Source organism: Streptomyces cacaoi (assembly GCF_006539165.1).
GTDB lineage: Bacteria > Actinomycetota > Actinomycetes > Streptomycetales > Streptomycetaceae > Streptomyces > Streptomyces cacaoi.
Map to the genome: position 1 here is coordinate 113,052 of NZ_BJMM01000007.1, position 14,536 is coordinate 127,587.

Here is a 14,536-nt window from a genome sequence, read left to right on the forward strand (position 1 = left end):
CTCAGCAAGACTCCTTTCAGAAGGTGAACGGTTCCAGGTACCTTCACGTCCGTTCCGATCGCGCAACGAAGCGAGTGATCCATGTTGCACCTGGCCGAAGGGCTACGGCTTCCGACCAACGCCCTTGACTACACACTTCTCGGCATCTACTTCGCCGTCGTGCTCGGGATCGGCTTCGCCGCCCGGACCAGCGTCAAGACGAGCCTCGACTTCTTCCTGTCCGGACGGTCGCTCCCCGCGTGGATCACCGGCCTGGCCTTCGTCGCGGCCAACCTCGGCGCCACCGAGATCCTGGGCATGGCCGCCAACGGCGCGCAGTACGGCGCCTACACCGTGCACTGGTACTGGATCGGCGCCGTCCCGGCGATGGTCTTCCTGGGCCTGGTGATGATGCCGTTCTACTACGGCTCGAAGGTCCGCTCGGTGCCGGAGTTCCTGCTGCACCGGTTCGGCCCCTCCTCCCATCTGCTCAGCTCGATCATCTTCGCCGTCTCCGCCGTACTGATCGCCGGCGTCAACCTCTACGCGCTCGCGATCGTGCTGGAGGCGCTGCTGGGCTGGCCGGAGTGGGTCGCCATCGTCGTCGCGGGCTTCTTCGTCCTCGCCTACATCACCCTCGGCGGCCTCTCCTCGGCCATCTACACCGAGGTGCTCCAGTTCTTCGTCATCCTGGCCGCGCTCATCCCGCTGACCATCGTCGGCCTCAAGCGCGTCGGCGGCTGGGACGGCATGAGCGACAAACTCACCGGGGACCACGGCAACGCCTTCATGACCGCCTGGGAGGGCACCGGGATCGGCTCGGACAATCCACTGGGCGCCAACTGGCTGACCATCGTGCTCGGTCTGGGCTTCGTGATGAGCTTCGGCTACTGGACGACCAACTTCGCCGAGGTGCAGCGCGCCCTGTCGGCGAAGAACCTCTCCGCCGCCCGGCGCACCCCGCTCATCGCCGCCTTCCCCAAGATCCTCATCCCGGCCGTGGTGGTCGTCCCCGGGCTGATCGCGCTCGTCATGGAGCCCGCGCTGGGCAAGCCGGGCAGCGGGCTCGACTACAACCACGCCATCCCGGTGCTGATGCGCGATCTGCTGCCCAACGGTGTGCTCGGCATCGCCGTGACCGGCCTGCTGGCCGCGTTCATGGCGGGCATGGCGGCGAACATCTCCTCGTTCAACACCGTGTTCACCAACGACATCTGGGCCGCCTATCTCAAGAAGGACAAGCCCGACGCGTACTACGTGCGCACGGCCCGCGTCGTCACGGTCGTCGGTGTGCTGATCGGCATGGGGACCGCGTTCATCGCGTCCTCGTTCAGCAACATCATGAACTACCTCCAGACGCTGTTCTCCTTCTTCAACGTCCCGCTGTTCGTGGTGTTCATCATCGGCATGTTCTGGAAGCGGACCACCCCGGCCGCCGGGTTCTGGGGCCTGCTGTCCGGCACCGTCGCGGCGATGATCAACTACTTCTGGTTCTACAAGCAGGGCGTCATCGACATCCCCAGCGACCAGGGCGCCAACTTCGTCTCCTCGATCGTCGCCTTCGTCGTCGGCGCCGTCGTGATGCTCGTCGTCACCCTCGTCACCCGGCCGAAGCCCGCCGACCAGCTCGCCGGACTCGTCTACGGGACCGTCTCGCCGGGCCTGGAGGAACCGCCGGCCAAGGGCGACGACGCGTGGTACCGCAAGCCCGCCCTGCTGGGCTGGGGTGCGATCATCCTCGCCGCCGTCTGCTACATCCCCTTCTCCTTCTGAGCAGCGAAGGACACCGAGCCCCATGAGCGACAACAGCACTCCCCAGCACGGCACCACGGAAGCGACCGCGGCCGAACGGATGGCCAAGGAGGTCGAGGAGCTGGAGCGGCGCTCCGAGACCGCCGCCCGCCTCTTCGACGTACGCCGCATCATCGGCGGCCTGTTCGTGGTCTACGGCGTGATCGTGACCCTCGCCGGGGTCTTCGCCTCCGACGCGGACCTCAAGAAGGCCCAGGACATCAACATCAACCTGTGGACGGGGCTGGCCATGCTCGTCCTCGGCATCGTCTTCCTCGTCTGGCTGCGGCTCAGCCCGACCATCCCGCCGCCCTCGGCGACCGACGAGGAGCAGCCGAAGGAGAACGGCACCGGGTAACAGCCGCCTCCCGCCCGTGAGTCGGGCGGCCCGGCGCATCCGGGCCCCGTCCCCTCCCGCCCCCGGCGCACGCCGGTGTCAGGAAGGGGCGGGGCCCGGCTCGTCCCCCGGTCCCGACGGGGCGGGGCCCGCGCGCTCCAGCAGGCCCGTGCGGGCCGCGAGCGCCGCCGCCTCCAGCCGGGAGCCGACGCCCAGCTTCATCAGGACCCGCTGCACATGCGTGCGGGCCGTGCTCGGGGCGATGCTCATCCCCGCGGCGATCAGCCGGGTGTCCTCGCCCTCGGCCACCCGCACCAGGACCTCCACCTCGCGCGGCGTCAGCATCTGCAACAGCCGGGCGCCCTCGTCGTCCGGCTCGCCGACCGGGTTCAACAGCTCGGTGAACGACTGCTGGAGCAGCTGCGGCGCCACCGCGGCCTCCCCCGCCCGCGCCTTGACCATCGCCCGCTCGACGCCCTCTATCCGCTCGTCGTGGCGCACATAGCCGGACGCACCCGCCGCGAACGCCGCCGCGATCCCGCGGGGGTTGGGCACCGGGCCCAGCACCACCACCGCGATCTGCGGCTTCTCCCGTTTGATCCGCACCACCGGGTCGAACACCCCGGGCTCCGCCGGGGACGCCGTGCCCAGCAGGCACACCTCGGGCGCCCGGCTGATCACCAGGTCGGCGGCGCCCGCGCTCGGTGCCGCGGCCGCCAGCACGCGGTGGCCGCGGAGCTTCAGCGCCGAGGCCAGGGCTTCGGCGAGCAGGCGGTGATCGTCGACCACCATGAGCCGCACGCTCATCACGTCCCCCCACAGACTCCACGTCGAAGGGCCGGCTCCCCCAGCCGCCCTTCCTGTCCGGGGGAAGCTACACGCTCACCGCGCGTTCCGCGCCCCCTACGAAACGAAATCCCCGCGGGAGACCGGACGGCGCCGCACACCGGGCGGAAACCGGTCCCTGACGCGCGTCGGCCCGCCACGGCGTGCGTGGCGGGCCGAACTCGCGGTACGAAACGGGCTGTCGGGTCAGACGGTGCGGTCCCGGCGGCTCACTTCGGGCCGAAACCGGCCGCGAGCTTGGGGACCTCCCCGTCGGACGGCTCCCGGTCGGAGACGAGGTTGTCGCTCAGGAAGAACCGGCCGTTCTCGAACAGCAGCGGCTGGTCGACCGAGTCCGGGCTGACCGAGAACGCCTGCTCGCCCTGGCCCACCTCGGACCGCGGCATCTGGAGCAGCTTCGTCTGCTTCCCGTCCTTCGGGTCGAGGGAGACGATCTGGCCGCCCGCGTCGTACGGCGGCAGCTTGTACGCCAGGATGTGGCCGCCCTCCATCCGGAACGGGATGATCTCCCGGTTCTTGCCCGCCGCCGACTTCCACTTGGGCTTGCCGGTGGAGATGTCGAAGGCCATCACGTCGTTCGTCCGCGCCGAGCCGTCGGCGCTGGGCTCCGTGTGCTGCGTGGTCGTCAGATAGATCGTGTCCGGCCCGACGGCCATCGCGTAGCAGGCGTTGACCTCCAGCTCGCAGGGCTTGTTGTAGCGCTCGCCCAGCGAGATCTTGCTCTGGAGCTTCTTGTCGTCGCTGATGGCCATCACATCGCTGGTCAGCTCGTCACCGGCGCCGACGACCAGCACCAGCGGATCGGTCGAGGCCACCCGGACGTTCTTCACGCCCTTCGGCGGCTCGTACTTCCACGTCGCCTTGCCCGTGTCCGGGTCGAGCTTCTGCACCGACACCTGCGGCTTGTCGTAGTCCGAGCCGCACTCGACGACGGCCACCAGCGACTTGCCGCCCTGGTAGCCCTTGTCACGGCAGTCGCTCGGCTTGGCCTCCCACAGCTTCTTGCCCGAGGAGATCTTGTAGCCGGCCGAACCGCCGATCCACGCCGAGGCCACCGTGTCCCCGCTGATCGCCACGTTCTCGTTGCTGCGGGTGTCCGCGTTCGGCATCGTCTTGTCCCACGCGATCTTCTTCGCGTCCAGATCGACGATGACCATCCGGGTGCAGTCCGCGCTGTTGGAGATCGTCTCCTGCACCACCAGCGCGATCTTGTGGTCCTTGGTCATGTTGTTGGACGCGGCGCACACGTTGCCGCGCAGCGGCACGTCCGTCTTCTTGCCGCTGTCCAGGTCCTGGACGACCAGCTTGCGCAGCGACGGCTTGGCGAACACCTTGTCCGTCGCCCAGTTGCCGCTGACGGTGGTGATGTCCTTGACCGTGGGCGCATCCCAGTCGACGATCTGCGAGCCCTTGGTGCTCTTGGGCTTCTGCGGGCCGTCCGACTGCTCGTTGGCCTTGTCGTCGCCCTTGGCCTCGTCCTTCTTGCCGTCGTCCTTCGTCAGGAAGAAGACGCCGCCGCCCGCCACGAGCAGCACGGCGACGACGGCGGCGACGATGCCGATGACCTTCGAGTTGCTCCGGCCGCCCCCGCCGCCGCCCGGCATCCCGCCGGAGGTGTCGTACGACGGGTACATCCCCGGCTGCTGCGCGTACGGGCCCTGCGGCGGAGGCGGCGTCGGGGCGCCGAAACCGCCCGGCTGACCCGGCTGTTGGGGATAGCCGTAGCCGGGCTGCTGACCCGGCTGCTGCGGGTAGCCGTAGCCGGACTGCGAGGCGGGCGGGGACGGCGGTGGTGTCTGCGGCATGCCCGGCGGGGCCGCGGGGGCCTGCGGCGGCTGCGGGGGAGGCGGCGGCGGTGTGCCCGGCTGCTGGGGGTAGCCGTAGGACGGCTGTCCCTGCGGCGGTTCCTGCGGTGCGCCGAAGCCTCCGGACGGCGGCTGATCAGGCGGAGGAGGCGGCTGCGACATGAACAATCCCTCGTAAAAGGGCAGACCGAACGCCCGGCACCCCTCAAACCCCCGTAGGGCCGAGCGAATCGGACATTTGGCCTGCCGTGGCAGACAGTTGAGCGGAAGTTCTTTCTACCATCGGACACGATCCGGCCAGTCCACGGTTCCGTGGCGGAATCGATACGTCCGTCCCCGCCGCGAGCGCCGCGCCGAGGGGCCCGGCGCGGCGCTCGCCACGGCCTCAGCGCGGCCCGTACGCCAGGGCGAGGGGCTTCTTCGTGTCCTCGTCCTTCCCGCGCAGCAGATCCTCCTGGAGGAAGAACCGGCCCTCGGCATAGGTCGCCGTCGGCGTCCACGAGCGCGACGGCATCGAGAACTCCTGCTCCTTCTCCACGCCGGAGTCCGGCAGCCGCAGCAGCCCGCGTTCCTTGCCGTTCGCCGGGTCGATGCCGACGACGTCGCCGGCGGTCTCCCCGACCACCGGCGCCGGCCGGTAGGCGATGACCTTGCCGTCCTCGACGGCCACCGGGAAGATCGTGCGCCCCTCGCCCGCGTCCACCTTCCACTTCGGCTTGCCGCTGGAGAAGTCGAAGCCCACCGCCTCGTTGGTGTCGCCCGAGGAGCCCTCCTTGCCGGAGTGCTCGCCACGCGAGACGACGACGGTGTCGCCCACGGCGACGATGTTCGCGCACGACTCGCTGCCCATGTTGCCCAGCAGACAGCCCGGTTCGTAGTGGTTGCCGAGGTTGATGCTCGCCGCCACCTCGCCCTGCTCGGTCACCGTCATGACCTCGTCCCGGTCGCCGTCGGTGCCCAGCAGCAGGACCACCGGGTCGGTGTCGACGAGCCGTACCGAACGCCCGTCGCTCACCTGCGGCAGCTCCACGTCCCTCTGCCCGTCCGCGGATCGAGTTCGTGGATGCTCACCTTGCGGCCGCACTCCAGGACCGCCAGCAGCCGCGCACCGCCGCCGTAGCGGGCGTGGCTGCACGTCTCCTCCACGTTGTCCTTCCACAGCTTCTTGCCGCTGGTGACGTCGTAGGCGGCATGGCCGCCGATCCAGGTGGCGGCGACGACCCCGTCGGCGACCGTCAGATTGACATCGCCACCGCCGAACCCGAACTCGTCCTCGGCCAGCGGCTTCTCCCACAGCTTCTCGCCCGTGTCGACGTCGAAGGCCGCGACCGCGCTACAGCCGTCGCTGCCCTTGTCGAAGGCGATGGCGGTGACGTGCTCGTCGGTCATGTGCGGGGACGCCGCGCAGGAAGGACCGGCCAGCGGCAGGTTCCAGGCACGCCTGCCCCCGTCGACGCGGTGGCCCTCCACCGCGTTCAGGCTGGTCTTCGCATAGATCTTGCGGGTGATCCAACTGCCCGCGGCCAGCGGGGCGTCCTCGCGTTTGACGTGGGTGTCCGGCTGCTTGAGCGAGAACAGCTGCTCGGCCGGTTTCCCGCCGGCGACATGGTCGCCCGCCGCCTTCCCGTCCCCGCCCGGACCGCCGCCGTCCCCGTCACCGCCGTCCCCGCCGAACAGCCGGACGCCGCCCGCGACGAGCGCGACGGCCACGACGGCGGCCACGATCCCCAGCAGCGTGCGGTTGCGGTTTCCGCCACCGCCGGGTGGGGCGCCGCCCGGACCGGGCGGTGGGAAAGCGGGCGGGACCGGCGGAGCTGCCGGAGCTGCCGGGTACGGCGGTCCGGCAGGAGACGGCGGTCCGGCAGGAGACGGCGGTCCGGCAGGGGACGGAGGCCCGGCAGGCGGTGCGGGCGCGGCGGGCTGCGGAGGTCCGGCAGGCGGGCCGCCCGTGGCCGGGGTTTCGCCGCCCGTGGCCGGGGTTTCCGCGGGGTTTCCCGCGGGCGGGCCGACGTCCGGCGGCGGGCCGAAGCCGGGCGGGGCCGGGGGCCGACCGGGCTCGCCGCCCGGTGGCTGCGACGGCGGTTGCGACGGCGGCGGGGGCGGGGGCTGCTGCGACATGGGGACCTCGGCGTCGGTGGGGCGACGGGGCGGGCCCGGCTCCACGGTGGTGTCAGCGGTCGAGGGCACCGCCCGCCGTCGGTCGGCTACGGAGCGGCACCCTTTGTACCACCGGCCACCGTGGACATGTCACGCCCCTTCGGACTCGGCCAACTCCAGCCAGCGCAGCTCCAGTTCCTCGCGCTGGCCCCGGACCTCCCGCAGCTCCTCGTCCAGGCTCGCGACGCGCTCGAAGTCCGTGGCGTGCTCGGCCATCGCGGAGTGCAGCTCCGTCTCGCGTGCCTCGGCCTTCTCCAGCTGACGCTCGATGCGCTGCATCTCCTTCTGCGCGGCCCGGGAGAGCCCGGCCGGCTTGGCCGGGGCGGACGCCGCCGCCGGCGCGGAACCCGCCGCGGTACCGGAGGCCGGGGACGCGGTGGCCGGTCCCGCTGTCGCCGCGGCGATACGTGCCCGGCGCTCCAGGTACTCGTCGATACCGCGCGGCAGCATCCGCAGCGTGGCGTCGCCGAGGAGCGCGAAGACCCGGTCGGTGGTGCGCTCGACGAAGTAGCGGTCGTGGGAGATGACGACGAGGGAGCCGGCCCAGCCGTCGAGCAGGTCCTCCAGCTGTGTGAGGGTCTCGATGTCGAGGTCGTTGGTGGGCTCGTCCAGGAAGAGGACGTTCGGCTCGCCCATCAGCAGCCGCAGGATCTGCAACCGGCGCCGCTCACCGCCGGAGAGATCACCGACCGGCGTCCACTGCTTGTCCTTGGTGAAGCCGAACTTCTCGCACAGCTGGGAGGCGGTCATCTCGCGCCCCTTGCCGAGATCGACCCGGGAGCGCACCGCTTCCACGGCCTCCAGCACCCGCCACGCGGGGTCCAGCTCGGCGACCTCCTGGGAGAGGTACGCCAGCTTCACCGTCTTGCCGACCTTGATCCGGCCGCCGGTGACCAGCGGGGAGGTGTGCTCACCCGCCGTGTGCGCGGTCTCGGCGAGGGCCCGCAGCAGCGAGGTCTTGCCGGCGCCGTTGACGCCGACCAGGCCGATCCGGTCGCCCGGCCCGAGCTGCCAGGTCAGATGCTTGAGCAGCAGCTTGTCACCGGCCTGGAGGGTCACGTCCTCCATGTCCAGGACGGTCTTGCCGAGCCGGGAGCCGGCGAAGCGCATCAGCTCCTGGCTGTCGCGCGGCGGCGGCTCCCCCTCGATCAGCGCGTTCGCGGCCTCGATCCGGAACCGCGGCTTGCTGGTGCGGGCCGGGGCGCCGCGGCGCAGCCACGCCAGCTCCTTGCGGACGAGGTTCTGCCGCTTGGTCTCCTCCTGCTGTGCGATGCGCTCCCGCTCGGCCCGCGCGAACACGTAGTCGGAGTAGCCGCCCTCGTACTCGTGCACGGTGCCGCGCTGCACATCCCACATGCGGGTGGCGACCTGGTCGAGGAACCAGCGGTCGTGGGTGACGCACACCAGCGCGGAGCGGCGGTTGCGCAGATGGGCGGCGAGCCAGGAGATGCCTTCGACGTCGAGGTGGTTGGTGGGCTCGTCGAGCACGATCAGATCCTGCTCGGCGATCAGCAGCTTGGCCAGGGCGATCCGGCGGCGCTCACCACCGGAGAGCGGGCCGATCACGGTGTCCAGGCCCAGCGGGAAGCCCGGCAGGTCCAGCCCGCCGAACAGGCCGGTGAGCACATCGCGGATCCGGGCGTCGCCGGCCCACTCGTGGTCGGCCATGTCGCCGACGACCTCGTGCCGGACGGTGGCCGCCGGGTCGAGCGCGTCGTGCTGGGTGAGGACGCCCAGGCGCAGGCCGTTCGCATGGGTGACCCGGCCGCCGTCGGGCTCCTCCAGCTTGGACAGGACGTGGATCAGCGTCGTCTTCCCGTCCCCGTTCCGGCCGACGACACCGATCCGGTCGCCCTCGCTCACGCCGAGCGAGAGGCCGTCGAGCAGGGCTCGGGTGCCGTACACCTTGTCGACGGCTTCGAGGTTGACGAGGTTGACAGCCATCTCTCTCCTGTTGCCTACGAGGCCCCGGATCCGGCGCCAACGCTCCAGGGTAGTCACCGTGGCGCGAAAGCGTTCCCGGTACCCCGAACGAAGATCAACTGCCGTGCAGCATCAGCGCGATACCGCCCACCATCAGCACGCTCGCCGCCGTCCGCGGCCATCCGAAGCGCTCCTTGAAGAACAGCGCACCGATCGCGGCACCCGCGATGATCGAGGACTCGCGCAGCGCCGCCACCGGCGCGAGCGGCGCCCGCGTCTGCGCCCACAGCACCAGCCCGTACGCGGCCACCGACAGCGCGCCGCCCAGCAGGCCACGGGCCGCGACGGGGCGGAGCTGCTCGACCAGCCGGCGGCGCCGGGTCGCGAACGCGTAGGCGGGGATGGCCAGCCCCTCGAAGATCATCAGCCAGGCGATGTAGCCGAGCGCGGAGCCCGAGGCCCGCACCCCGACCCCGTCGACGGTGGTGTACGTGGCGATCGCCAGCCCCGTGCACAACGCCGCCACCAGCGCGGGCCCCTGCGCACCGGCCCCCGGCGCGGCCCGCCGGCCGCGCAGCCCCCACAGCGAGACCCCGAGCAGCCCGGCCGAGGCCAGCAGCACGCCCGTGAGCTGCCACGCGTCCGGCAGCTCGTGCAGGAAGACCGCCGACAGCACCGTCACCACCAGCGGCGACGTGCCCCGCGCTATCGGGTACATCTGTCCGAACTCGCCCAGCTGGAAGGAGCGCATCAGCAGCGTCATGTAGACGACGTGCAGCACGGCCGAGATCAGCAGCGGCGGCCACGCCTCCGCGGCCGGCAGCGGCGCGAAGCACGCGAGGAGCGCGCCGCACACCGCGCCGCCCCCGCCGACCAGCGTGAAGGCCAGCAGCTGATCACGTATGCCGTGCGCCAGCGCGCTCCAGGTGGCGTGGGCCAGCGCGGCGAGCAGAACAGCCGCGACGACCAGCGGCGTCACCGTTCACCCGCACCGCTCGTTCCGGCGGCCGGTGCCCGGCGGATCCCCTCGTCCGCCGCGCCCTCGCGCACCTCGGCGAGCGTGCCGCCCGCGTGTGCGATCAACGCCTGGGGGTCGAGCGGGAAGACGGCGTGCGGGGTGCCGGCGGCGGCCCAGACCGTGTGGTGCGCGAGGAGCCCGCGGTCGGCCAGCACCCGCATCGTCGTCGCATGACCGAACGGCGGGACGCCGCCGATCGCGTAACCCGTCGCCTCCCGCACGGTCTTCGCCGTGGCCCGGCGCACCTCGGCCCCGCCGAGCACCTCGCTCACCCGCGCCACATCGACCCGCGAACCGCCGTCCATGAGCACCAGCACCGGGCTGCCGTCCGCCTCGAACACCAGGGATTTGACGATCTGTTCCAGCTCGCAGCCGATCGCCGCGGCGGCCTCGGCAGCCGTCCGCGTCGCCTCGGGAAAGGCGCGGACCTCCACCTCGCCGAGGCCGAGAGCGTCGAGAGCGCGTGCGAAACGGGGGTGAGCAGCAGCCGGTTGTGTCATACACCGGACGCTACCGCCGCGCCCCGCGCCCCCGCGACGGCATATCTCCCGCGCTCCGCGGCATATCTCCCGTGCGCTCCGCCCCGGAAAACGCACGCCGGGCGGCCCGCGCACGGACCGCCCGGCGTCGTCCGCACCGGAGGGCGCGTCAGCCCGCGGCCTCCAGCACCTTGCGGACGATCGGGCCCGCGTTGTCACCGCCGTGCCCCGAGGCGGGGACGACGGCGGCGGCCGCCGCGTCGTTCCGGTAGGCCGTGAACCAGGCGTTGGGCTTCTTCTGGTTGTCGACCTCGGCCGAGCCGGTCTTGCCGCCCACGTCACCGCTGAGGCCGCGCAGCGCGCCAGCGGCCGTACCGCTGGTGGCCGTCGTCCGCATCAGGCCCTTGAGGTCCTTGTTCACCTGCGGCTTCATCGTGCGCGGCGCCTTCGCGAGGGTCCGCTTGTCCAGCGAAGGAGACACGATGTACGGCTGCTTGAAGCTGCCGTCCTTCACGGTGGCGGAGACGGACGCCATGGTGAGCGGGTTCATCCGCACACCGCCCTGGCCGATCAGCGAGGACGCCATCTGCGCATCGGACTGGACGGGCACGCTGCCGTCGAACGTGCCGGTGCCCGTCTTCCAGTTGAGGCCGATACCGAAGACGTCCCGGGCCTCCTTCGTCAGGTCGTCGTCCTTGAGCTTCTTCGCCTGCGTGATGAACGCGGTGTTGCAGGAGCGGGCGAAGCTCTGCGAGAACGTGCCGCCCTTGATGTCGAACTTGTCGAGGTTCTGGAACTTCCAGCCGCCGTACGAGGCGTACTTGGGACACGGGTGCGCCCGGCCCGGCGAGGCCAGCCCCTTGTCGAGCAGCATGGCGCTGGTGACGATCTTCATGGTGGAGCCCGGCGCCAGCGAACCGCGCAGCGCGCTGTTGAAGCCGGTGGCCGGGGAGTTGGCGACGGCCAGGATCTCGCCCGTGGACGGCTTGACCGCCACGACCGACGCCTTGGCCTTGCCCTTGACGGCGTCCTCCGCCGCCGACTGCGCCTTCGCGTCGATCGTCGTCTTCAGCTCGCCCGGCTTCGGCCGCGACAGCTGCTTGAGCACCGGCCCCTGCGTCTTGCCCTTGGCGTCGACGATGCGCGTCTGAAGCCCGGCCGAGCCCTCGGTCTTGTCGCCGTAGCGGCGCCCCAGGTCGTCGATGACATCACCGAGAGTGGGGTGTTCGTCCTTGCTCAGCGGGGAGCCGTTGCGGTCCACCGCGCGCACCGGCGGCGTGCCCGCCTTGTCCGTCCGGATGGACTGCCCCTTCTTCAACTGCGGGTGCAGCACGGACGGCTTCCACTCGACGACGGGCTCGCCGCTGCTCTTGTCCCGGACGACATGGAGGGACGAGCCGTAGTTCAGCACGGCCTTCTGCTTGCCGTAGCTGATCCGGGCCGTGAGCGCGAACGGGACGTCCTCGCCCTTGGCCGCCTGGGGCGTGGCATCCACCGAGGCGGCGTGGCCCTTGCTGCGGAAGTCGGCGAGCGCCTTGGCAGCGGCCTCGGAGTCGTCGGTGCGGTCGGCGGCCTTCTTCAGATCGCCGCTCTTCCAGGCGCCGAGGAACTCCTTGGCACCGCTGCGTACTTCGGAGGCGCTCAGCGGGCCGGTCTTCACCTCGCGCGGTGCCTTGCCGTCGGCGGCGACGCTGCCCTTGGTGTCACCCCCCTCGTCGTCATTGCCGACGAAGGCCCACACGCCGGCGCCGGTGAGCCCGACGACGGCGGCGGCCACCCCGCCGATGACGGCCATCTTCTGAGAGTCCCGCATCCGAAATCTGCCCCTCCACCCAGCCTCGGCCCACGCGCCGAGGTCCTGTTGCGAGGCACCCTAGAGCACGCTCATGACAGATCGTGTGCCGGTATGCCCGCTTGAACCCGAAAACCGGTCGTGAGGCTTCCCAGGTTCACCGGTTCCGGGAGTTCGGGCCGTCGGAAGGAACCGCTCCGCCTGCCCGGAGGGCAGACGCGCACCACGGGCCGTCTGGTTCCAGATCTTTGACCATCTCTGAACCCCAGCCCCCGACTTGCCCGATTCCCCCCGCTCCACACCGACACCCCACACCTCACACCCCCCGCAACCACCCCCCGGCCCCCCGTTATTCCCACCCACCGCAACAGGCGCGACGACAACCAGCAGGCACCACGCAGCGGGGGTCTCCTAGAGGGGGCGAAAGCCCCCCCCGACGCCCGGCCGGCGAGGCCAACGGGGAAAGGGGCGAAGCCCCATAACAGGAGCGAAGCGATGAACAGTCAGCAAGGAACAGCGAACGTGAGCCCCACTACGCGATAAGGCAAGAACACGCCCGGTGAGGCAAGCAACACCCGGCAAGGCGAGCACACGAAGGAAGAGCAACCACACCGAGGCAGAGCCGGCGCAGCGCCCCCTCAGATCCACGTGTCGAACCACATCCGGTGCCGCCACGCCTCCATCGGAATCGTCTGCCCGGTGTAAATGGGCCAGAAGTAGATGAAGTTCCAGATGACGAGCAGTACGACGACCCCGGTACCGACGACACCGACGGTCCGCCGTCTGTCCCCGGTGCCGGGCGGCCCGGCCACCGCCCCCGCCGCCATGGCCACCGCCAGGCACAGGAACGGCAGGAAGACGACGGCGTAGAAGAGGAAGATGGTGCGCTCCTGGTACATGAACCAGGGCAGGTACCCGGCGGCGACCCCGCACAGGACGGCCCCGGCACGCCAGTCGCGCCGGAAGAACCACCGGTACAGCACGTAGACGAGGGCCGCGCAGGCCACCCACCACAGCACGGGCGTGCCGAGCGCCAGCACTTCGCGCGCGCACCCCTCGCGGTCCCGGCAGCCGGCCTGCCCGGCCTCGGGCGACTCGTAGAAGTAGGAGACGGGCCTGCCCAGGACGAGCCAGCTGAAGGGGTTGGACTGGTAGGTGTGCCCCGAGGTGAGGTTGACGTGGAAGTCGTAGACCTCGGCCTCGTAGTGCCACAGGCTGCGCAGCGGCCCGGGCAGCCAGCCCCAGGGCCCGCCGGCGCCCTCCTCGGCGGCCCAGTTGCGGAAGTAGCCGCCGGAGGTGGCGAACCAGCCCGTCCAGGAGGCGACATAGGTGACGAGGGCGACGACCGGCAGCGAGAGGAACGCCCAGTAGGAGTCCTTGCGCAGCATGGCGAGGAAGGGGCGGGAGGCGCCCGCGGTGCGGCGTGCGCCCATGTCCCACAGCACGGTGAGGATCCCGAACGCGGCGAGCACGTACAGGCCGTTCCACTTGGTGGCGCAGGCGAGGCCGAGGCAGAGCCCGGCCAGCAGCCGCCAGGGCCGCACGCCCAGGCTCGCGCTGTCCCCGATGTGCGCGTCGGGCGCGAGTTCGCCGTCGTGCGGGCCCGTGCCGTCGCCGTCGGCGACGAGCGGGGGCAGTTTGCGTGCCAGGAGGGCGCGGGTTCTGTCGCGGTCGACGAGGAGGCAGCCGAAGGCGGCCAGCACCCAGAACATGACGACGAGGTCGAGCAGCGCGGTGCGGCTCATCACGAAGTGCAGCCCGTCGACGGCCATCAGGGCGCCGGCGAGGCAGCCCAGCAGGGTGGAGCGGAACAGCCGGCGCCCGATGCGGCAGAGCATCAGCACCGAGAGGGTGCCGAGGAGGGCCGTCATGAACCGCCAGCCGAACGGGTCGAGCCCGAAGGCCCATTCGCCCAGCGCGATGATCCATTTCCCGATGGGGGGATGGACGACGTAGGAGCCCTCCGGCGAGAGGGGGATGCGCTGCGGATCGTCCAGGATCCGGGCGTTGGCGTCGTCCGGCCAGGTGCCCTCGTAGCCGTAGTGCAGCAGCGACCAGGCGTCCTTGGCGTAGTACGTCTCGTCGAATATGACGGCGTGCGGCGAGCCCAGCTGCCAGAACCGCAGCACCCCGGCCACCAGCGCGACCAGCACGGGACCGCCCCAGGCCGCCCAGCGGGCGAACCGGGCCGCGGTCTCGGGCCGCAGCCCGAACAGGGCCGGCAGCCGCGGGTCGGGCGTGGGGAACGGCGGCAGCAGCCGGTCGCGGACACCGGGGCGCGGGCGGGGGAGGTACCCGAAGCGGCGCAGGCGGGCCTGCCAGGTGGTCGGCTGCCGGCTGCCGTCCTGCCGCTGCCGCGTGTCCGTCGCGGTGTCGCTGCTCGTCACGCGGGCCATCGTAGGGATAGCC

11 protein-coding genes are annotated in these 14,536 nt (G+C 71.2%); 2 read left to right on the top strand and 9 right to left on the bottom strand.

The window, feature by feature from the left end:
• Positions 1-81: 81 nt before the first annotated feature.
• Positions 82-1,752 (top strand): sodium:solute symporter family protein, encoded by a 1,671-nt coding sequence (locus SCA03_RS09610; protein ID WP_030877365.1) that lies wholly within the window; start codon positions 82-84, stop codon positions 1,750-1,752.
• 22 nt (positions 1,753-1,774) lie between these two features.
• Entirely contained in the window at positions 1,775-2,128 is a 354-nt protein-coding gene (locus tag SCA03_RS09615) for a hypothetical protein (RefSeq protein WP_371863907.1), read from the top strand.
• A gap of 78 nt (positions 2,129-2,206) precedes the next feature.
• Here the strand turns inward: SCA03_RS09615 and SCA03_RS09620 are convergent, their stop codons facing one another.
• The 9 genes from SCA03_RS09620 to SCA03_RS09660 all read right to left on the bottom strand — a co-directional run bounded on the left by SCA03_RS09620 (position 2,207) and on the right by SCA03_RS09660 (position 14,523).
• Positions 2,207-2,914 carry a LuxR C-terminal-related transcriptional regulator gene (locus SCA03_RS09620; RefSeq protein ID WP_037851020.1) on the bottom strand — a complete coding sequence of 236 codons (708 nt, stop codon included), beginning with the start codon at positions 2,912-2,914 and terminating at the stop codon, positions 2,207-2,209.
• 248 nt (positions 2,915-3,162) lie between these two features.
• Entirely contained in the window at positions 3,163-4,920 is a 1,758-nt protein-coding gene (locus SCA03_RS09625; RefSeq protein ID WP_086818190.1) for a PQQ-binding-like beta-propeller repeat protein, read from the bottom strand.
• 223 nt (positions 4,921-5,143) lie between these two features.
• A complete protein-coding gene (locus SCA03_RS09630) occupies positions 5,144-5,773 on the bottom strand; it encodes a PQQ-binding-like beta-propeller repeat protein (RefSeq protein WP_141275307.1) in 630 nt (209 codons plus the stop codon).
• Positions 5,770-6,480: an outer membrane protein assembly factor BamB family protein gene (locus SCA03_RS09635; protein ID WP_086818192.1), complete on the bottom strand. Its 711-nt coding sequence runs from the start codon at positions 6,478-6,480 to the stop codon at positions 5,770-5,772. Before SCA03_RS09635 ends, SCA03_RS09630 begins: the two co-directional genes overlap by 4 nt.
• 525 nt (positions 6,481-7,005) lie before the next feature.
• The gene (locus tag SCA03_RS09640; RefSeq protein WP_141275308.1) at positions 7,006-8,859 is read right to left on the bottom strand and encodes an ABC-F family ATP-binding cassette domain-containing protein; all 1,854 of its coding nucleotides are present in this window, start codon (positions 8,857-8,859) and stop codon (positions 7,006-7,008) included.
• Between the two features lie 94 nt (positions 8,860-8,953).
• Positions 8,954-9,817, bottom strand: a complete 864-nt coding sequence (locus SCA03_RS09645; protein ID WP_086818037.1) for an EamA family transporter — start codon at positions 9,815-9,817, stop codon at positions 8,954-8,956.
• Positions 9,814-10,356, bottom strand: coding sequence for a YbaK/EbsC family protein (locus tag SCA03_RS09650; RefSeq protein ID WP_086818038.1), 543 nt, complete (start codon positions 10,354-10,356; stop codon positions 9,814-9,816). The genes SCA03_RS09645 and SCA03_RS09650 overlap by 4 nt, the downstream gene beginning before the upstream one ends.
• Before the next feature lie 148 nt (positions 10,357-10,504).
• On the bottom strand, positions 10,505-12,148 hold the full coding sequence (locus SCA03_RS09655) for a penicillin-binding transpeptidase domain-containing protein (RefSeq protein ID WP_030891436.1): 1,644 nt from the start codon (positions 12,146-12,148) through the stop codon (positions 10,505-10,507).
• Between the two features lie 617 nt (positions 12,149-12,765).
• A complete protein-coding gene (locus SCA03_RS09660; protein ID WP_086817249.1) occupies positions 12,766-14,523 on the bottom strand; it encodes a dolichyl-phosphate-mannose--protein mannosyltransferase in 1,758 nt (585 codons plus the stop codon).
• Between the last annotated feature and the right edge of the window lie 13 nt (positions 14,524-14,536).

What these genes read in the sequence shown, in the direction of transcription:
- SCA03_RS09610 (WP_030877365.1), top strand. Translation starts at nt 82, where the DNA reads ATGTTGCACCTGGCCGAAGGGCTACGGCTTCCGACCAACGCCCTTGAC.
- SCA03_RS09615 (WP_371863907.1), top strand. Translation starts at nt 1,775, where the DNA reads ATGAGCGACAACAGCACTCCCCAGCACGGCACCACGGAAGCGACCGCG.
- SCA03_RS09620 (WP_037851020.1), bottom strand. Translation starts at nt 2,914, where the DNA reads ATGAGCGTGCGGCTCATGGTGGTCGACGATCACCGCCTGCTCGCCGAA.
- SCA03_RS09625 (WP_086818190.1), bottom strand. Translation starts at nt 4,920, where the DNA reads ATGTCGCAGCCGCCTCCTCCGCCTGATCAGCCGCCGTCCGGAGGCTTC.
- SCA03_RS09640 (WP_141275308.1), bottom strand. Translation starts at nt 8,859, where the DNA reads ATGGCTGTCAACCTCGTCAACCTCGAAGCCGTCGACAAGGTGTACGGC.
- SCA03_RS09650 (WP_086818038.1), bottom strand. Translation starts at nt 10,356, where the DNA reads ATGACACAACCGGCTGCTGCTCACCCCCGTTTCGCACGCGCTCTCGAC.
- SCA03_RS09655 (WP_030891436.1), bottom strand. Translation starts at nt 12,148, where the DNA reads ATGCGGGACTCTCAGAAGATGGCCGTCATCGGCGGGGTGGCCGCCGCC.
- SCA03_RS09660 (WP_086817249.1), bottom strand. Translation starts at nt 14,523, where the DNA reads ATGGCCCGCGTGACGAGCAGCGACACCGCGACGGACACGCGGCAGCGG.